Genomic DNA, 17,987 nt, shown 5'->3' with positions numbered 1-17,987 from the left:
GCGAGGCCGTCTGGCGGATGTCACGGGGTGATGTCCAGCTTCGCCGCGGCCCGCAGCAGTCCGGGGGTGAGCCGGGAGAGGACGAGCGCGGCCTTGGCCTCCGGGGTCGACGGCTGGATCGCCTTGTCCTTCTCGACGGCGCGCAGGATGTCCCGCGCGACCTTCTCCGGGCCGAAGCCGCGTTTCGCGTACAGCTTGCTGCTCGACTTCTGGCGCCGCTTCTGTTCGACGTCGTCGACGCCGACGAACCGCGTGGTGCTGGTGATGTTGGTGTTCACGATGCCGGGGCAGATCGCGGTGACGCCGATGTTCTCGGCGGCGAGCTCGGCACGCAGGCACACGCTCAGCGTCAGCACGGCGGATTTCGTGGTGGCGTAGGCGGAAAGGATCTTCGACGGCAGGTACGCGGCGGCCGAGGCGACGTTGACGATCTGGCCGCCTTCGGCCCGGTCCCGCATCTGCTCGGCGAAGACGCGGCAACCGTGGATGACGCCCCACAGGTTCACGTCGATGAGGCGTTCCCAGTCCTTGACTGTCGTGTCGAGGAACGGGCCGGACAGGCCGATCCCCGCGTTGTTCACGACGATGTCCGGGACGCCGAACTCCTCCTTGACCTGCTGGGCGAACTTCTCGACCGCTTCGGCGTCGGAGGAGTCCACTGTGTACTCGCCGACGGTGGCACCCTTGTCCCGCAGGAGTTTCGCGGTGTCCGCGACCGCCGAGCCGTTGATGTCGGTGATGACGAGGTCGGCGCCCTTGTCCGCGAACGCGAGCGCCGTCGCGCGGCCGATCCCACTGCCCGCGCCGGTGACCACGACGAGCTTGTGCGCGAAACCGCCTTCTCGGGCTTGCTTGAGCGCGCGGCTTTCCTCGCCGCCTTCGACGTGGTCGATCAGCTCGGCGGTGGCGGTCGCGATCACCTGCGGCTTTTCGCGGACCACCCAGTGCGTGCCGACGATCCGGCGGACGCGCAGATCCGGCGCCCAGCGCTCGATCTCGGTCTGCAGCGGCGTGGTGACGAACTTGTCGCCGGTGGGCGCTAGCACCTGCACCGGGATCTCGGCGTTACGCGGCTTCGGCCGGGAGAGACGCGTGAACATGTTGGCGCGGTACAGGTTGAGCCCGTAGAGACCGTCCGAAGTGGAGGGTGCGGCCGCCGCCGGGTCCATGCGGCCGATGAGCGCGCCCATCGCGCCGGAGCGCCACAGCAGCTGCGGGATCAAGGGGAGCTGGAAGCCGAGGATGTACGTCGAGTGCGTGCCCTGCGCGAGCGCGTTCTTGAGCCGCCTCGGATTCGGGCGCATCTGCGCGCGGAACCACGCGCCGGCGTGGTCGAGGCTCGGCCCGGAGATCGACGTGAACGACGCGAGCCGTCCGCGCAGCCTGTCGCCGGTGACGGAATGCCAGGTCTGGATGGAGCCCCAGTCGTGGGCGAGCAGGTGAACCTTGCCCTCGGGCTGGACCTCGTCGACGACCGCGGCGAGGTCATCGGACAGCTGGTCCAGCTTGTAGGACTTGCGTCCCGAAGGCTTGTCCGAGCGGCCCGCGCCGCGGACGTCGTAGACGACGACCCGGAAACGGCGTTCCAGCAGGGCGGCGACGCCGTCCCACATGGAGCCGTTGTCCGGGTAGCCGTGAACGAGCACCACCGTGGGCGCGTCGTCGACACCGGTCACCCGGACCGAGAGGCGGACACCGTCGCTGGCCGTCACCCACGTATCAGACACCCGCTTGTAAGACATAGTGTCATGTTAGACAACATGTCAATAAGGCCGCTTTTTCAGGAGCGCGCGACCCGCCGTCCATACGGTGTCGATCACGAAGACGAAGGTCCAGATCCGGCCGAGGTTCAACAGCCAGTGACCACTCGAGTTCCAGAACCAGCCGGCGTCGTGCGGACCGCCGAACAACGCTTCGACGGGCCAGCTGTGTCCGGCCATCGCCAGCGCCGCCTGCGCGAGGACGTAGACGGCGGCGTGGATCGCCCAGTTCCGGATCGGATTCGCGCGCTTGTTCGCCTCGGCCTTCACCGGTTCGGACTCTTGCGATGCCTCCTCGATCATGCGGAGCGCCGGTTCTTCCTTCTGTGACACCGTTTTCGCTGGTTCCACGGGAAACTCTGCAACTCCGACACGCCGGACGGCGCCACGAACCACGAACGATCCGAAGAGCAGAAGCACAGCCGCGCCGAAGCAGGCGACGCGCCAGCCCGCGTCCGAGCCGTAGAGCTGACCCGCCAGGAACGTCCCGATCGTCGCTCCGAGTAGCGTCGCACTCTCGTAGATTCCCATCGCCCGGCCGAGGCTCAGCCCGGCTGCCTCGGCGACCACCGCCTGCTCCACCGGGATGGCCGCCGCGAACGCCGCCGCGGACAGGATCCACATGACCGTGAGCACCGCCGGGCTCGGCGCGAAGGACAGCCCGGCGGCGAAGAGCGCACTCGCGACCATCGCCAGCGCGAGCACCCTCGTCCGGCCGATCTTGCGGACGAAGCCGTGCAGGTAGTCCGGCAGGATGCTGTACACGATGAACCCGGGGATGAAGACGGCCGCGATCTCCCCGAGCTGCAGCTGATGCCCGCGTTGCAGATGCATCAGGAGCAGGAGAGCGACCCCGGCCTCGGCCATCGCGGTCAACGCGACGAGCGCCAGCATCGGGCGCATCCGTTTGCCCAGTTGCAGAAGCCGTGGCGCACCTTCCGCCTGGACCGGCGCGGATCTCGCGTTCAGCAGGACCACCGCGGCCACCACGCAGGCCGCCGCGCCGAGCCAGAACACGCCCCGGTAGTCGATCCAGGCGATCGCGGTCAGCGCGACGACGAACGCGATCCACGTGCCGCCACCTTCGGCTGCGAACAGCTTGCTGAACGCAGCGTCGTCCCTCGCGAGCCCTTCCCCCACGCGCGCCCGTAGCGCGACCCAGAACAGCGCGCCGCCCGCGCCGCCGAGAACCGCGGCCAGATAGGCGACCCCGATGCCCGGCGTCACGGCGTAGACCACAAAGGACAGTCCATAGAGGACTGCTCCGACGGCGGCGACACGGCCGCGGTCGAACCTGTCCGCGAGCGAGCCCGCGATCGGCCGGACCACGAACGACACCAGCGTCTCCAACGCGGTCAGCGCCCCGACCTCGGCGGCCGACGCGCCGAGCTGGCTCCCCACCCACAACGGCAGGAGGAAGTCGAGGACCTCCGCCGGCCCCTTGGTCAGCGCGGCGGCGAACTGATTCTCTTCCGCGCGCCTCTTCTGCGTGACTTCGTCCACCCCAGTACCCCCGTTTCGGATACGAATGTATTCTAAAAAGTACGGACGGGCAAGGCTGCCGATCGAGTCAGCGAAGAGGAAGATACGGCCGTGCCGAAGATCGTGGACCGGACCGAGCGCCGCCGAGAGATCGCCGGAGCCCTCTTGCGCATCGTCGCGCGCGAAGGCGTCGAAGCCGTCAGCGTGCGCTCTGTCGCCACAGAGGCCGGGGTTTCCGCAGGCGCGGTGCAGAAGTACTTCTCCACCAAGGAGGACCTGTTCCGCTTCGCCCTCGACATGACGAGCGAATTCCTGGAGCAGCGCTGGAAGACCCTCGATCAGTCCGGAAACCTGCTGGACCTGCTGATACGACTGCTGATCGAGGCGATGCCGCTCGACGAACAACGCCGAGCGGAAGTGATCGTCATCAACGCCTTCACCGCGCGCGCGGCCGTCCTGCCGTCCTGGGCCGAATTCATCCGCACCGGCTACGACGAACTACAGGAGATCACGACGCGGTATCTCGAGGAGGCCCAGACCGCGGGCGACGTCCGAGACGACCTCGCGGCGCGAGACCTGGCCGATGCCGTGCTCGCCCTCTCGGACGGCTTCGCGAACCGGATGCTCACCTCCGCCGACCCGGCCGCCCTGCTCCCCTCCCTCGAAACCGCAGTGCGCACCTTGCTGACCCCCCCCCGCGTTTAGTCCTCTGGATGCGGTACTTGCGTGTGCAACTACCGCATCCAGAGGACTAAACGCGGGGGCGGTGACACCGGTGTCCACCGAACGGTTGACAGCCGGGTTCAGTCCTGCGGACGTCCCGTACAACCCGTCCCGCACAGCACGATCGACGTATGAAAACGGCAGTGAAAGTGCGCGGCCTGCGCAAGGAGTATCCGGGCCACACGGCCGTCGGGGGTATCGACCTCGACATCGAGCAGGGTGAGGTCTTCGCCCTGCTGGGACCCAACGGCGCGGGCAAGACGACGACGGTCGAGATCCTGGAGGGGCACCGCAAGCGGACGGACGGCGAGGTCGACGTCCTCGGCGAGGATCCCGGCACCGCGGGCCGGGCATGGCGGGCGCGGCTGGGGATCGTGCTGCAGACGGCCAACGACGCCGCCGAGCTCACCGTCGCCGAGACCGTCCGGCACTACGCCCGCTACTACCCGAATCCCCGTGACGCCGGCGAAGTGATCGAGAAGGTCGGCCTGACCGAGAAGGCGGGCGCCCGTGTGAAGAGCCTTTCGGGCGGGCAACGGCGCCGTGTCGACGTCGCGCTCGGGATCATCGGGCGGCCCGAGCTGGTGTTCCTGGACGAGCCCACCACCGGTTTCGACCCGGCGGCCCGGCGTCAGTTCTGGGAGCTGATCAGGAGTCTCGCCCAAGAAGGCACCACGATCCTGCTCACCACCCACTATCTCGACGAGGCCGAGGCGCTGGCCGACCGCGTCGCGGTCATCACGCGCGGCGCGATCGTCGCCGAGGGGACGCCGCAGACGCTGGGCGGCCGCGCGAACGCGGAGGCCACAGTCCGCTGGGCCGACGAGAACGGCAGCCACCAGGAGCGCACGCACTACCCGGCCAAGCTCGTCCGCGAGCTGTCCGCGAACGGCCGCGAGCCGTCGGAGCTGACCGTGCACCGGCCCACCCTCGAAGAGACCTACCTCGATCTGATCGGAGAAGCCCGATGACGACGCTGACCCACCAGGGCAAACTCCCCGGCACCTGGTCCCTCGGCCTCCTCCGGGGCGCCGCCGAACTCCGTCAGTTCTTCCGCATCCGGGAACAGGTGATCTTCACCTTCGCCTTCCCGTCCCTGCTGATGATCCTGCTCGGCTCGATGCTGAACTCCTCGATGCCCGGCATGGCGATCACCACCGGCCAGGTGCTGGCGGCGGGCATGATCGGCTCCGGCATCGTCTCGACGTCGTTCAACAGCATCGGGATCAACCTCGCGTCCGATCGCGAGCTCGGGGCGCTGAAACGGCTGCGCGGAACGCCGATGCCCGCCGCGTCCTACTTCATCGGCAAGATCATCCTGGTCGGTTTCACCAGCATCGCCCAGGTGGTGCTGATGTCGATCGTCGGCAGCCTGCTGTTCGACCTGGAAATGCCCACCGACCCGATGAAGCTGCTGACCGCGGTCTGGGTCTTCCTGCTCGGCATCACCAGCTGCACACTGCTGGGCATCGCGCTCAGTTCGGTGACCAAGACGGTCAGTGGCGCGGTCGCGGTGACCAACCTGATCTACATCGCGCTGCAGTTCGTCTCCGGGGTGTTCGTCACGCCGATCACCAACCTGCCGAAGGTTATGGTCGACATCGCTTCGTTCTTCCCGGTGAAGTGGATCTGCCAGGGCTTCCGCTCGGTGTTCCTGCCGGCCGAAGCCGCGACACAGGAAATGGCGGGGACATGGGAACTTCCGATGGTGGCACTGGTGCTGACGGCGTGGTGCGTCGCGGGGCTGCTGCTGGCGAAGCTGACGTTCCGCTGGTCGAACGAAGGCAAGTGAACGCCTGGGAGCGGTCCTTCTGGCTCTGGGAAGTCCTCTTCTCGATCACCTACGTCGCGACGACGGGCCTGGTGCTCTTCGAAGACGGCGAAACCGTCAACAAGGTCATCGCCGTACTGTGCCTCGGCGGCATCGGCGTGGTCTACCTCGTCCGCGGACGCCGCCTCGTCACCGGGCCGGACTACGAGTACACGCCTTGGTTGTTCGTCACGATCATGATGGTCCTGCTGGTGGGCGCCGTCTTCGCCGCAGGCAATTCGAGTTTCATCCTGTTCCTGGTCTGCCCGCTGCTCTACATGACGTTGCCGACGAAGACCGCGTCGATCCTCACCACGGCGGCGGTGCTGCTGACCCCCTTGTCCTTGCTCGTCCGGGGCGGGATCGACGAACAGCCGGTCCTGCTGCCGATGACGGCGATCCTGGTCATCTTCAGCCTCCTGGCCGGCCGCTACACCACGCAGATCATCGAACAGAGCAAGGCCCGGGCCGTGCTGATCGAAAAACTGGAAGCCAGTCAGGCGGAGGTTTCCCGGCTCTCCCGAGAGGCGGGCACGGCCGCCGAACGCGAGCGGATGGCCCGCGAGATCCACGACACGCTCGCGCAGGGCTTCACCAGCATCGTCACGCTCACCCAGGCCATCGAGTCCGAAATGGACACCGATCCGAAAGCGGCCCGGCGCCACCTGGAACTGGCGGCGCGGACGGCGCGGGAGAACCTGACCGAGGCGCGGGCGATGGTCGCGGCGCAGGGGCCGTCCGCGCTCGCCTCCGACTCCCTGGAGGAGGCCCTGCGGCGGCAGGTCGAACGGCTGACCGAAGAAGCGGGCATCGAGGCGGCGATCGAGATCGACGGCCCGCTGCCCGCGCTGCCGATGGCCACCGAGGTCGTCCTGCTGCGAGGGGCGCAGGAGGCACTCAGCAACATCCGCAAACACTCCCGCGCCACCAGGGTTTCCCTCCGGCTGTCCGTTGTGGAGGGAAGGGTCCGGCTCGGCGTGACCGACGACGGCGCGGGGTTCGACCCCGCCGAACCCACCGGCGGCTTCGGCCTGGCGGGGATGCGGGCACGGGCCGATCAGGTCGGTGGCATCGTGGCATTGAAGAGCGAACCCGGTGCGGGGACGACGCTGGAACTGGAGGTGCCCGCGTGATCACGATCATGCTGGTCGACGATCACCCCGTGGTACGGGAAGGCCTGCGCGGCATGCTGGAGGCCGAGCCGGATCTGAGTGTCATCGGGGAGGCTGGTTCCGGCGACGAGGCCGTCGCGCTGAGCCGGGTCAAGCAGCCGGACGTGATCCTGATGGATCTGCGGATGCCCGGTCTCGACGGCGTCGGCGCGACCCGCAAGATCCTCGCCGACCGGCCGGGGCAGCGAGTCGTCGTGCTCACCACCTACGAGACGGACGCGGACATCCTGCGCGCCGTCGAGGCGGGCGCCTCCGGCTACCTGCTGAAAGACGCTTCACGCACAGAGCTGGCCGGAGCGATCCGAGCGGCGTCACGCGGCGAGACGGTCTTGGCGCCTTCGGTCGCCGGGAAGCTGGTGAACCGGGTACGCAACCCGACGGCGTCGCCGCTGTCGGCGCGAGAGATCGAGGTGCTGCGGCTGGTGGCGCAGGGAAACACGAACGCCGACATCGGGCGGGCACTCCACATCAGCGAGGCGACCGTCAAGACCCACCTGCTGCGCGTGTTCGGCAAACTGGACGTTTCGGACCGGACGGCCGCCGTGACCACCGCTATGCGGCTGGGCCTGCTCGGGTAGGCACAATGCATCTCATGCTTGCCACGACCGAATTGGCGCTGCTTCGCCGCCTCGCGCACGAGCAATCCTCGTGCCGCGCCCCGTCCCTCGTCGCCGCTGTCGTCCGCGATGGTGAAATCGCCTGGTCAGGGGCGCGTGGCCGCGTCAATGGCGAGACACCGGACGACGACACGCAGTACCGGCTCGGCTCGATCACCAAGACCCTCGTCGCGACCGCCGTCCTGCGCCTGCGCGACGAAGGCAAGCTCGACCTCAACGACCCGCTCGAAAAGCACCTGCCGGGCACCGCGTTCGGCTCGGCCACCATCGCTCAGCTGCTCTCGCACACCTCCGGCCTGACCGCGGAATCGCCCGGTTCCTGGTGGGAGCGCACGGTGGGCGCCGACTGGGCCGCGCTCGTCGAAAGCCTCAAGGACGGCGCGACGCGGCTGCGGCCGGGCAGCCGGTTCCACTACAGCAACGTCGGTTACGGCGTGCTCGGCGAGCTGGTCGCCCGGCACCGCGGGCAGTCGTGGCTGGACGTCGTCCGCGCCGAGATCCTCGGCCCGCTCGGCATGACCCGGACCTCGCCGCATCCGGAAGGCGCGCACGCGAGCGGCTTCGCCGTACACCCCTTCGCCGACGTCCTCATGCCGGAGCCGTCGCCGGACGCGGGCGCGATGGCGCCCGCCGGGCAGCTGTGGTCGACGGTCACCGACCTCGCCCGCTGGACGGCGTTCCTCGGTGGCAACACCGGCGGTGTGCTGAGCGAGGAGACCGTCGCCGAGATGCGCGAAATGGTCACCGTGGACGACGGCGACACCTGGACCACCGGCTTCGGCCTCGGGATCATGCTGGTCCGCACGCAGGGCAGGCGGCTGGCCGGGCACACCGGGTCGATGCCGGGCTTCCTCGCCTGCTCCCTGATCGACGCGAACGCCGGCATCGGCGCGCTGGTGCTGACGAACTCGACGGCGGGCGTCGGCATCACGCAGCTGTGCCTCGACCTGATCACGCTGACCGAGACCCACGAGCCGTCGCTGCCCACGGAATGGCAGCCGTCCACTGTGGACCCGAAGCTGCTGGAGCTGACCGGGTTGTGGCACTGGGGCCCGACGCCGTACCACCTGCGACTGCTCCCGGACGGCCTGTTCTCCCTCGCGCCGACCGACGGCCCCGGCCGCGCGTCGCGGTTCGCGCCGCTCGGTGACGACACCTGGATCGGCCTCGACGCGTACTACGCGGGCGAGACGCTGCGGGTCGGCCGGGACGCGGCGGGCAAGCCGAACCACCTCGACCTCGCGACGTTCATCTTCTCGCGGACGCCGTTCGACCCGGCCGCGCCCATCCCGGGCGGTGTCGACCCCGACGGCTGGCGCTGACCGGTCCAGCGGGTCGTGAGTGGCGACCGCAGCCCTGGCTCGCCCCCGCAGTACATGAAGGCCCCCTTCCTTGCGCCTAGGTACAGGAAGGGGGCCTTCATGTACTCGGGAAAGGGGTGAAGGCCTCCAGCCACAATCAGCAGGTACCTAAGACCCCTTCGGCACTAACCCGAATCGCCACTCACGACAGTGTCAAGCGGCCGGAGTGTGCCCGACGGTGTCGCCGACGGCCGCGATGAACTTGCGGGCGATGCGCTTTCCCTCGCCCCAGTCGACGAAGCCGAACTTCAGGCTCGTCTGGATCGCCAGGCCCGAACCCTCCGACGTCCGCTCGACCTTCACGGTGACAGTCTGCCCGTAGCTGAAGAAGCCGAGCTTGGTCGAGAAGGTGACGTAGCCGGCGGCCGCGTCGTAGAACGGGTTCTGTCCCTTGACCGCGGTGACCCCGTTCGGGAGGGCCTGCCACAACGCCTCGGGGGGCAGGGGGAATCGCTCGTGCACTGTCGCCATGAGGCGAGAAGCTACCCGGCGGTCGGCCGTGACGGGAGCCAGTTCACCGATCTCACATGCCGGACACGCGGCACCAACTGTCAGCAGGCCCATCCCGACCTGAGAGACTGGGCACATGACCGACGCACCTGAGTTGACCCTCCCCGCGGACCTGAAGCCTGCCGATGGCCGCTTCGGCTGCGGACCGTCCAAGGTCCGTGACGAGCAGCTCGCCAACCTGGCGAAATCCGGTGCCACCTACCTCGGCACCTCGCACCGCCAGAAGCCGGTGAAGTCCCTCGTCGGCCGCGTGCGTGCGGGTCTGTCCGAATTGTTCTCCCTGCCCGAAGGCTACGAAGTGGTCCTCGGCAACGGCGGCACGACCGCATTCTGGGACGCCGCCGCGTTCGGCCTCGTGCGGGAACGTTCGCAGCACTTCACCTACGGCGAGTTCTCCTCGAAGTTCGCCACGGTGACCAAGGGCGCCCCGTTCCTCGCCGACCCGATCGTCGTCAAGTCCGACCCGGGCACCGCGCCCGAGATCGCCTACCAGGCCGGTGCCGACCTGGTCGGCTGGGCGCACAACGAGACCTCGACCGGTGTCGCCGTGCCGGTCCGCCGCCCAGAAGGCAGTGAAGGCGCACTCGTCGCCATCGACGCCACCTCCGGCGCGGGCGGCCTGCCGGTCAAGGCCGAGGACTTCGACGTCTACTACTTCGCGCCCCAGAAGTCCTTCGCCGCCGACGGTGGCCTCTGGATCGCGCTGGCCTCGCCCGCCGCGGTCGAGCGCATCGGCGAGATCGGCGCGAGCGACCGCTGGATCCCCGAGTTCCTGTCGCTGACCACGGCGCTCGACAACTCCCGCAAGGACCAGACGTACAACACCCCGGCGGTGTCGACGCTGTTCCTGCTGGCCGACCAGATCGAGTGGATGAACTCCAACGGTGGTCTCGAGTGGACCACCGCGCGCACCCTCGACTCGTCGACCCGGCTGTACGAATGGGCCGAGAAGACCTCGTACACGACGCCGTTCGTCAGCGACCCGTCGCTGCGCTCGCAGGTCGTCGGCACCATCGACTTCGCCGACGAGGTGGACGCCGCCGCGGTGGCGAAGGTGCTGCGCGCCAACGGGATCGTCGACACCGAGCCGTACCGGAAGCTGGGCCGCAACCAGCTGCGCGTCGGCCTGTTCCCGGCCATCGACCCGGACGACATCACGAAGCTGACCCAGAGCATCGAGTACGTCGTCGAGCGCCTGGGCTGAGCTAGCTTTCCGTGAAGGCCTCCTTCCCTACCTTGAGCGTAGGGAAGGAGGCCTTCACGTATTTGGGGAAGATCGCGGCCAGCACCAGCAGCAGAAGGCCGTACAGCACAAAGGATTCCGTCGCCAGCCACCAGCCGAAGCTCCCGGCGGGCCGCGGCGCCAGCCACATCGGCGCGACGACGAACAGCGCCACCGTCACCACCGCGAGCGCGTACGAAACGATCGATCGCATCCAGACGAGCAGCGCGAGGATCGGGACGCACCAGATCCAGTGATGCGTCCAGGACACCGGCGAGACCAGCAGCCCGCCGATCGCGCAGGCGGTCAGCGCGAACACCGGTTCCGCGAGGCGCACGATCACGAACCCGGTCAGCGCGACCACCACGATCGCGGCCGCCACCCAGACGACGGACTCCGCCGATCCGAGCCCGAACCGCGCGAGCATCCCGCGCAACGACTGGTTCCCGACGTAACCGCTGTCGCCGATGCGGCTGGTGTCGAAGAGGATGTTCGTCCAGAACTTCGCCGACGCGCCTGGCGCGGCCAGCCACATCAGCGCGCCCGCGCCGAGGAAACCGGCCACGACCCGGGCCGCGGAGCGGAAATCCTTGCGGAACAAGAAGAACAGGATGAAGAAGGCCGGGGTGAGCTTGATCGCCGCGGCGACGCCGATCAGCAGCCCCTTCGTGCGGGCGCGTCCCGGGAGCAGGGCGTCGAGGACGACCATCAGCATCAGCAGGGTGTTGATCTGGCCGAAACCCAGCGTCGAGCGGACAGGCTCCATGACGCCGCCCGCCGCCTGCGCACCGATCGCCGCCAACACGGCGATGGCGCGGCCCCGCACCGCGGATCGGTCGGTGAGCGAGCCGTTGAGCGTCGCGACGAAGAGGTAGACGACGATCCCGCCCGCGATGATCGACGCGAGCCCGACCAGTCTCGTGGCGAGCGCGGCGGAAACCAGGGTGCCGGGCAGGAACACCGCCGCGGCGAACGGTGTGTAGGTGAAGGGCAGCCAGCCCCCGTGCGTCTGCACCCAGGTGCCGTACGGGTCGCCCGAGTCGACGAGCAGGCGCGCGCCGCCGATGTAGACCTCGAGGTCCTGGCCGTCGAACACCTTCAGGGTGAACAGCACGGCGACCACGACGACTTCGAGCGCGATCAGCGCCCCCGCGAGTTTCCGCCCCGACAATCCCACCAGCACCCGGCGAGGTTACCCACCGCCACCACGCAAGTAGTCCTCTGGTTGCGGTAGTGGGGAGTACCGACTACCGCAACCAGAGGACGAAACGCGGGTCAGGCGAGGGCCTGGGTCGGCGGGAGCCTGGCCGCGCGCATCGCCGGATAGGCACCGGCGACGGCACCGACCAGTGCCGAGACCCCGACCCCGCCGAGCAGCGCGCCGACGGGCAGCACCGCCGGCCAGCCCTGGCTCAGCGCGTACCCGGACGTCACGAGCACGCCGACCAGCACCCCGGCGATCCCGCCGAGCCCGGACAACAGCACCGACTCGGCCAAGAACTGGCCTCTCACCTGCCGTTTCGTCGCGCCGAGCGCGCGGCGGAGGCCGATCTCCCGGCGCCGCTCCAGCACCGAGATCACCATCGTGTTGGCCACCCCGACGCCACCGACCAGCAACGCCACCCCGCCGAGCCCGAGGAACAGGGCGCTGTAGGTGTTCTCGGTCAGCTTCTGCGCCTCCAACGCCTCCGACGGACGTCGCACCTCGACCTCGTTCGGCGCCTCCGGGTTCATCGTCTGCGCGAGCACCGATCGGACGTTCTCTACCTGCGAGTCCTTCGCCCGGACGTACACCGTGCTCGGATGCCCCTTGAAGCCGAGAAGCCGCTTCGCGACATCCCAGCCGACCAGCACCGAGCGCTCGATCTCGGGCGCCAGCGGCGTCGGCCCGAGAATCCCGCCCACGGTGAACCACTGCCCGCCGATGAACACCTGCGGCGGTTTGGCCGGGTCGATGCGGTCGATCCCGAGCCGCGCGGCCGCGACCGAACCCAGCACGGCGACCGGGTAGTCACGAGTCGCGTCACGGAGGAACTGCCCGGTGCGGACGGCCCCCCCGATGACGTCGAGAAGGTCCGGCGTCGCCGCGTAGACGCCGAGGCCGGACGTCTCGTCCTTGGGGATCTTGTCCGTGCGCCGCACGGACCCGCCGGTGCTCCCGGTCGCGGACGCCGCCGTGACCGGGGCGATCCGCTTCGCCATCGGCACCGCGCTGTCCGGCAGGGTCGCGTCGCCGCCGAACATCGTCTTGCCAGGCCCCGCCGAGAGCAGGTTGGTGCCGAGCGCGGACAGCTGATCTTGCAACGCCTTCGCGCCCGACGCCGGGATCGCGAGCACCGCCACCATCGCGGCGATCCCGATCCCGATGCCGAGCGCGGACAGCACCGCGCGCATCGGCCGCGTCCGCATCCCGTGCGCGCCGAGGGTCAGCACGTCACGCGGGCCGAGCCGGGCCGGATTCGGCGTCGGCACCTTGTCGAGGACGGGTGCGCTCACACCAGCACCCCCGTCCCGGTGTCGAGCCGGATCCGGCCGTCCCGCAGCTCGATCCGCCGCGGGATCCCCGCCGCGATCTCCCGGTCGTGCGTGATGATCACGACCGTCGTCCCCTGCGAACTCAACGTGGCGAGCAGGTTGAGGATCGCCGCCCCGTTGCCCGTGTCGAGGTTCCCGGTCGGCTCGTCGGCCAGCAGGATCGACGGCGAGTTGACGACCGCCCGCGCGATCGCCACCCGCTGCCGTTCCCCGCCGGAGAGCTCGTTCGGGAAATGGGTGGCCCGGTGCGCGAGGCCGACCCTGTCGAGCGCGGCCAGCGCCCGCTCGTGCCGTTTCCGCCGCGGCACCCCCGCGTACAGCAGCCCCGTCGCGACGTTGTCGACCGCGCTCACCCCCTCGCTGAGGAAGAACTGCTGGAACACGAAGCCGATCCACCGCGACCGCAACGCGGAAAGCTTGCGGTCCGGCAACTTCGCGACGTCGTGTCCGCGCAGTTCGATGACGCCGTTGGTCGGCCGGTCGAGCGTGCCCATCAGCTGCAGCAGTGTCGACTTTCCCGAACCGGACGGCCCGAGGATGGCGACCATCTCCCTGTCCTCAATGGACAGGGTGACTTCGTGCAGGGCGCGCACGCCGCCGGGATAGGTGCGCGAGGCGTTGCGCACGGCCAGCACCGGGGTCATGACGTCGTCACCACCCGCATCCCGGCGGTGAGGCCGGTTCCGGTGACTTCGACGCGGCCGCCGGAGAACAGGCCGGTCTTCACCGCGATGAGCCGCCGCTTGCCGCCTTCGTCGACCTCGACGGCGTACCCGCCCTCGGCTAGCGCGAGCAGCGCTCCGACCGGGACCGCCAGCACTCCACTGTGGACTTCCTTGGTGAACCGCACCGAGACCGGCGTCGAATCGAGCGATCCCGCCGCGGCCGGATCGTCCAGCTTGATCTTCACCTTGATCTTCGGTTTGCCGTCGTCCTGCCCTGCGGCGTCCTTGCCGGTTTCCGCGACCTTGCCGACCTCGGTGATCACGCCGGTCGCGGTCTTGCCGCCGGTGATGTCGATCCCGACCTTGTCCCCCGTCTTGGCGATGGCCTGCTTGGCGGCGTCGAGTTTGACCTCGACCTGACGTTCGGTGCCGGTGTACTTCAGCAGGTCACCGCCGCCGGGGCCGCCGAGCTGCGCGGCGACCTGCGAAACCCGGATCTCGCCGGGCGCGAGGACGGCGTCGCCCTGGCCGAAGGTGCCGGTCTGCTCCACTCCCAGCGACTTCTGCCATTTCTTGATCGCGGCGGCGGTGGCCGAGGTGAACTTCTTGTCCGGCGTGCCGAAGCCGCCGAAACCCAGCGCCTTCAGGTTCTCTTCCAGTTGCTTGACGTCCGGGCCGTCCGTGGCCCCGTCCGCGAGGTCACGGAAGAACGGCAGCGTGCCGTAGAACAACGGCACCGGTTTGGCGTCGACGCCGTACACGGCCTTGCCGCGGGCGAGCACCGAACCCGCGTCCGGAAGGGACGTGACGGTCCCCTGCTTCCGGCCGGCGAGGGCGTTTTCCGCGCCGTAGCCCAGCGTTCCGTTCGCCTCTTCTTCCTCCTGCAGGTCGGTCTTCTCGACCTTCGCGGTCTCCACCGGAGGCGGCGCCTGCCCGACCTGCTGGGCCTCCGACGTGACGCGGGTCAGCACGACCACCGACATCGTCCCGACCACGACGACCAGGACCGCCGCGATGATGAACCAGCGTGCCCGGCGCGAACGCCGTGCGCCGCCGGGTCCTTCGTGTTCGCTCATTTCGCCGGGGCCACCCTCATGCTCATGCCGAGACCGCAGGCCTTCGCCGCGTCTTCGAACTTCTTGGGATCGCCACCCGCGTCACCCAGCGCGATGGCGGCGCCACCCTTGCCGGGGTCGGGGTCGGGGTCCGGGAAGTCGATGCCGTGGTCGCGCATGCACTTGGCTTCCTTGCGCATCTTGTCGAGCTCTTCCGGCGTCGGCGGCTTGATCTCGCCACCGTTCGGCAGCAGCTTGCGGCACGCCTCGTCCGCGGCCTTCATCTTCTTCTCGTCGAGCGGGACGTCGCCCGCGTCGAGGGTGATCGTGTCCTGGCCGTTCGAGTCGGTCTTGGGGTCGGGCATGTTGACCCCGTGCTCGCGCATGCATTTCGCGAAGTTGCGCCTCTTGTCCTCATCGGACACGTTGTCGGCCTGTTTCCCGTCGCCGGCACCGGCGGCGGGCGGCGACGAGATCGAGGCGACCTTGTCGCCGCCGTCCCCGCCACCGCCGCAGCCGGACACCAGCGTGAGGACCGCTCCGGCGATCAGTACCGCCATCGGTCGTTTCCGCATCGCTGCTCCTTCGGTCGTCTTGGCGAACCGATTTCTACGGAAACGGCGATTCCGGCGCGGTAAGCGAAGTCGCTTATGCGGCGCTTACAGTCCCACTCAGCGACACAGAGATCGGATGTATCTACCGTCTTTACGGGTGAACTAGCCCTCTGATGAGCCTTTCGGAGGTTCACATCGGATCTCTGGCTTCTTAGAGTCCTCGGCGTCCACACCTCAGCGAGGAGGAGTGCATGAATCGCCGCAAGCCACTCAGGGCCCTGGCGGCCCTCGTCATCGCGACCACCGCGCTCGGCGTCTCACCCGCCGTCACGCAGGCCGCGCCGCTCCCGTCCGACCACGCCTACGACGACCCCTTCACCGCCGACCGGACACGCTGGTGGCGCGACGACCGCTTCGGCCAGTTCATCCACTTCGGCGCGTACTCCCAGTTGCAGGGGAAGTACCAGCGCCCTGATGGAAGCGTTTGCCAGGACGCGGAATGGATCCAGCGGAACTGCCAGATCCCGCGCGCCGAGTACGAGCAGATGGCCGCGAAGTTCAACCCGTCCGGTTTCGACGCGAACGCCATCGCGCAGACGGCGAAGGACGCCGGGCAGAAGTACGTGGTGATCACGTCGAAGCACCACGAGGGCTACGCGATGTGGCCGACGAAGGTCAACAAGTTCAACCTTCGCGATCATTCGTCGTTCGACAAGAACCGGGACATCCTCGCCGAACTGAAGCGCGCGACGGCCGTCCGCGACGTCAAACTCGGCTTCTACTACTCGATCTGGGATTGGCACGACCCGGACTACCCGGATCCCGCGACGTTCCCGAAGTACAAGGAGCGGATGTACGCCCAGCTCAAGGAACTCGTCGACGACTACCATCCGGCGGTGCTGTGGTTCGACGGCGAATGGAGCACCGACCGGCCGAACAACCCCTGGTCCGAAAAGGACGGCGAGGAACTCGAGGCCTACGTCCGGAGCCTCGACCCGTCCATCGTGGTCAACAACCGCGTCGGCAAACGGCGGGTGGTCGACGGCGACACCGGCACCCCCGAACAGGAGATCCCGGACAAGCCTGTCGACGGCCAGCTCTGGGAGTCGTGCATGACCCTCAACGGCAGCTGGGGGTACACCGATTGGGACCACAACTGGAAGTCCCCGGCGGATCTGACCAGGAAACTGCTGTCGATCGCCGGCCGCAGCGGCAACTTCCTGCTCAACGTCGGGCCCGACCGCACCGGCCGCGTCCCGCAGGAATCCGTCGACCGGCTGAAGCAGATGGGGCACTGGCTGCGGACGAACAAGCAGTCCTCGGCCGTTTACGGCGCGGGCGCGCCGGGTCTCGTCGCGGAGCCCCGGTGGGGCGTGGTCAGCAGGCGCGGCAACAAGCTTTACGCGTCCGTGTTCGACTGGCCCGCTTCGGGCGGTTCGCTGACGCTCGACGCATTGGCGCCCTTCCGGGTTCGCGACGCGCGGGTGCTCGGCAGCGGGCAGCGCGTCCGCGTGGAGCAGTCGTCCGGAAGCGTGAAACTCACGCCGTCGGGCGGCAGGACGAACGACGTCGCGACCGTCATCGAGCTGAATGTCGATCCGCTGCCGCAGGCACCCGCCGGACGCGGGACGGGCCTGACCGCCGAGTACTGGCCGAACGCGGACTTCGCCGGGACACCGACGGTGCGCCGCGTGGAGCCGGGCGTGAACCACAACTGGAAGTTCACCGGCTCGCCCGACGCGAAGATCCCGGCGGAGGCCTTCTCGTCGCGATGGAGCGGCCAGGTCACCGCGCGGGACACCGGGAAGTACACGTTCACCACGGTTTCGGACGACACCGTGCGGCTGTGGGTCGACGGAAAACTCCTGATCGACAACACCACCCCGCACGGCCCGAGCGTCGACAAAGCGACTCTGGACCTGGTCGCCGGGAAGTCGTACGCGATCCGGCTCGATCACACCGAACGAGGCGGGGAGGCGTCGATGAAACTGCTGTGGTCCAGCCCGAACACTCCCCAGCAGGTGATCCCGGCGCGGCAGTTGCACGCCTCCTGAACCGAAGGTGAGTGAAGGCGTGACTCGCGTGATTGGAGACGGATCTCGCGTGAACGCCCATCCCGTCATCTCGGTGAGCTTGTGGGGCTTTGTTCTGGATGCCGTTGTGGGCGAGTGGGGAGGATTTAAGACGTTCAACGTCCCAAATCCTCCCCACTCGGCTGTCGTCCGCGAGGTTGCGGGGGTGCCACGGTCTTGATCGACGGAGGATCGGGGACGTTGAGTGTCCCCGATCCTCCGTTGATCAAGCCCCGAGACCACTCCGACCCCCGTCGACGATGAAGGAATCGGGACACTCAACGTCCCAAATCCTTCATCGTCAACGCCCGACACACGCGTGAGCGCCACCCCAACCGAGTGTGGAGGATTCAGGACGTTCAACGTCCCAAATCCTCCACACTCGAACCTGACACGGTGAGATTCCGGTGCCATCGAACTCCGAGACCGGACCGACCCCCTCGACTACC

General features: G+C 68.5%; 16 protein-coding genes. 8 read left to right on the top strand and 8 right to left on the bottom strand.

Annotation, left to right across the window (positions count from 1 at the left end):
- Positions 1–20 precede the first annotated feature (20 nt).
- Both ACLJPX_RS12535 and ACLJPX_RS12530 read right to left on the bottom strand, forming a co-directional pair.
- Positions 21–1,712, bottom strand: a complete 1,692-nt coding sequence (locus ACLJPX_RS12535) for an SDR family oxidoreductase (protein WP_410600736.1) — start codon at positions 1,710–1,712, stop codon at positions 21–23.
- A 51-nt stretch (positions 1,713–1,763) separates the two neighbouring features.
- Complete coding sequence (locus ACLJPX_RS12530) at positions 1,764–3,263, bottom strand: MFS transporter (RefSeq protein ID WP_410600219.1); 1,500 nt, start codon at positions 3,261–3,263, stop codon at positions 1,764–1,766.
- A 90-nt stretch (positions 3,264–3,353) separates the two neighbouring features.
- Between ACLJPX_RS12530 and ACLJPX_RS12525 the strand changes: the two genes are divergently transcribed.
- The 6 genes from ACLJPX_RS12525 (at position 3,354) to ACLJPX_RS12500 (ending at position 8,886) form a co-directional block, all read left to right on the top strand.
- Positions 3,354–3,947, top strand: coding sequence for a TetR/AcrR family transcriptional regulator (locus ACLJPX_RS12525; protein WP_410600218.1), 594 nt, complete (start codon positions 3,354–3,356; stop codon positions 3,945–3,947).
- 149 nt (positions 3,948–4,096) lie between these two features.
- Positions 4,097–4,936 (top strand): ABC transporter ATP-binding protein, encoded by an 840-nt coding sequence (locus ACLJPX_RS12520; protein ID WP_410600217.1) that lies wholly within the window; start codon positions 4,097–4,099, stop codon positions 4,934–4,936.
- Positions 4,933–5,757, top strand: coding sequence for an ABC transporter permease (locus ACLJPX_RS12515; RefSeq protein ID WP_410600216.1), 825 nt, complete (start codon positions 4,933–4,935; stop codon positions 5,755–5,757). Before ACLJPX_RS12520 ends, ACLJPX_RS12515 begins: the two co-directional genes overlap by 4 nt.
- Positions 5,754–6,908: a sensor histidine kinase gene (locus ACLJPX_RS12510; protein WP_410600215.1), complete on the top strand. Its 1,155-nt coding sequence runs from the start codon at positions 5,754–5,756 to the stop codon at positions 6,906–6,908. The genes ACLJPX_RS12515 and ACLJPX_RS12510 overlap by 4 nt, the downstream gene beginning before the upstream one ends.
- The gene (locus ACLJPX_RS12505; RefSeq protein WP_101610838.1) at positions 6,905–7,525 is read left to right on the top strand and encodes a response regulator; all 621 of its coding nucleotides are present in this window, start codon (positions 6,905–6,907) and stop codon (positions 7,523–7,525) included. Before ACLJPX_RS12510 ends, ACLJPX_RS12505 begins: the two co-directional genes overlap by 4 nt.
- A 14-nt stretch (positions 7,526–7,539) precedes the next feature.
- Complete coding sequence (locus ACLJPX_RS12500; RefSeq protein WP_410600214.1) at positions 7,540–8,886, top strand: serine hydrolase domain-containing protein; 1,347 nt, start codon at positions 7,540–7,542, stop codon at positions 8,884–8,886.
- A 192-nt stretch (positions 8,887–9,078) separates the two neighbouring features.
- Here the strand turns inward: ACLJPX_RS12500 and ACLJPX_RS12495 are convergent, their stop codons facing one another.
- Positions 9,079–9,396: a hypothetical protein gene (locus tag ACLJPX_RS12495; protein ID WP_101610839.1), complete on the bottom strand. Its 318-nt coding sequence runs from the start codon at positions 9,394–9,396 to the stop codon at positions 9,079–9,081.
- Between the two features lie 115 nt (positions 9,397–9,511).
- On the opposite strand from ACLJPX_RS12495, the gene serC reads away from it, so the two are divergent.
- Positions 9,512–10,639 (top strand): phosphoserine transaminase, encoded by a 1,128-nt coding sequence (gene serC / locus ACLJPX_RS12490; RefSeq protein WP_410600213.1) that lies wholly within the window; start codon positions 9,512–9,514, stop codon positions 10,637–10,639.
- Between the two features lies 1 nt (position 10,640).
- Here the strand turns inward: serC and ACLJPX_RS12485 are convergent, their stop codons facing one another.
- From ACLJPX_RS12485 to ACLJPX_RS12465, 5 genes are all read right to left on the bottom strand, one after another.
- Positions 10,641–11,840, bottom strand: a complete 1,200-nt coding sequence (locus tag ACLJPX_RS12485) for a glycosyltransferase 87 family protein (protein ID WP_410600212.1) — start codon at positions 11,838–11,840, stop codon at positions 10,641–10,643.
- A gap of 92 nt (positions 11,841–11,932) precedes the next feature.
- Positions 11,933–13,153, bottom strand: coding sequence for an ABC transporter permease (locus tag ACLJPX_RS12480; RefSeq protein ID WP_410600211.1), 1,221 nt, complete (start codon positions 13,151–13,153; stop codon positions 11,933–11,935).
- On the bottom strand, positions 13,150–13,836 hold the full coding sequence (locus ACLJPX_RS12475) for an ABC transporter ATP-binding protein (protein ID WP_101610843.1): 687 nt from the start codon (positions 13,834–13,836) through the stop codon (positions 13,150–13,152). Before ACLJPX_RS12475 ends, ACLJPX_RS12480 begins: the two co-directional genes overlap by 4 nt.
- Positions 13,833–14,933 (bottom strand): peptidoglycan-binding protein, encoded by a 1,101-nt coding sequence (locus ACLJPX_RS12470; RefSeq protein WP_410600210.1) that lies wholly within the window; start codon positions 14,931–14,933, stop codon positions 13,833–13,835. Before ACLJPX_RS12470 ends, ACLJPX_RS12475 begins: the two co-directional genes overlap by 4 nt.
- A complete protein-coding gene (locus ACLJPX_RS12465) occupies positions 14,930–15,487 on the bottom strand; it encodes a hypothetical protein (protein ID WP_410600209.1) in 558 nt (185 codons plus the stop codon). Before ACLJPX_RS12465 ends, ACLJPX_RS12470 begins: the two co-directional genes overlap by 4 nt.
- A gap of 230 nt (positions 15,488–15,717) precedes the next feature.
- Between ACLJPX_RS12465 and ACLJPX_RS12460 the strand changes: the two genes are divergently transcribed.
- Positions 15,718–17,520 carry an alpha-L-fucosidase gene (locus ACLJPX_RS12460; protein ID WP_410600208.1) on the top strand — a complete coding sequence of 601 codons (1,803 nt, stop codon included), beginning with the start codon at positions 15,718–15,720 and terminating at the stop codon, positions 17,518–17,520.
- Positions 17,521–17,987 lie beyond the last annotated feature (467 nt).

The sequence above is a fragment of the Amycolatopsis sp. lyj-90 genome, from assembly GCF_046549035.1.
In the GTDB taxonomy this organism is placed as follows: Bacteria; Actinomycetota; Actinomycetes; order Mycobacteriales; family Pseudonocardiaceae; genus Amycolatopsis.
This window is presented reverse-complemented; position numbering and strand designations above follow the sequence as displayed.

What these genes read in the sequence shown, in the direction of transcription:
- ACLJPX_RS12520 (WP_410600217.1), top strand. Translation starts at nt 4,097, where the DNA reads ATGAAAACGGCAGTGAAAGTGCGCGGCCTGCGCAAGGAGTATCCGGGC.
- ACLJPX_RS12515 (WP_410600216.1), top strand. Translation starts at nt 4,933, where the DNA reads ATGACGACGCTGACCCACCAGGGCAAACTCCCCGGCACCTGGTCCCTC.
- ACLJPX_RS12500 (WP_410600214.1), top strand. Translation starts at nt 7,540, where the DNA reads ATGCTTGCCACGACCGAATTGGCGCTGCTTCGCCGCCTCGCGCACGAG.
- ACLJPX_RS12495 (WP_101610839.1), bottom strand. Translation starts at nt 9,396, where the DNA reads ATGGCGACAGTGCACGAGCGATTCCCCCTGCCCCCCGAGGCGTTGTGG.
- serC (WP_410600213.1), top strand. Translation starts at nt 9,512, where the DNA reads ATGACCGACGCACCTGAGTTGACCCTCCCCGCGGACCTGAAGCCTGCC.
- ACLJPX_RS12475 (WP_101610843.1), bottom strand. Translation starts at nt 13,836, where the DNA reads ATGACCCCGGTGCTGGCCGTGCGCAACGCCTCGCGCACCTATCCCGGC.
- ACLJPX_RS12470 (WP_410600210.1), bottom strand. Translation starts at nt 14,933, where the DNA reads ATGAGCGAACACGAAGGACCCGGCGGCGCACGGCGTTCGCGCCGGGCA.
- ACLJPX_RS12465 (WP_410600209.1), bottom strand. Translation starts at nt 15,487, where the DNA reads ATGCGGAAACGACCGATGGCGGTACTGATCGCCGGAGCGGTCCTCACG.
- ACLJPX_RS12460 (WP_410600208.1), top strand. Translation starts at nt 15,718, where the DNA reads ATGAATCGCCGCAAGCCACTCAGGGCCCTGGCGGCCCTCGTCATCGCG.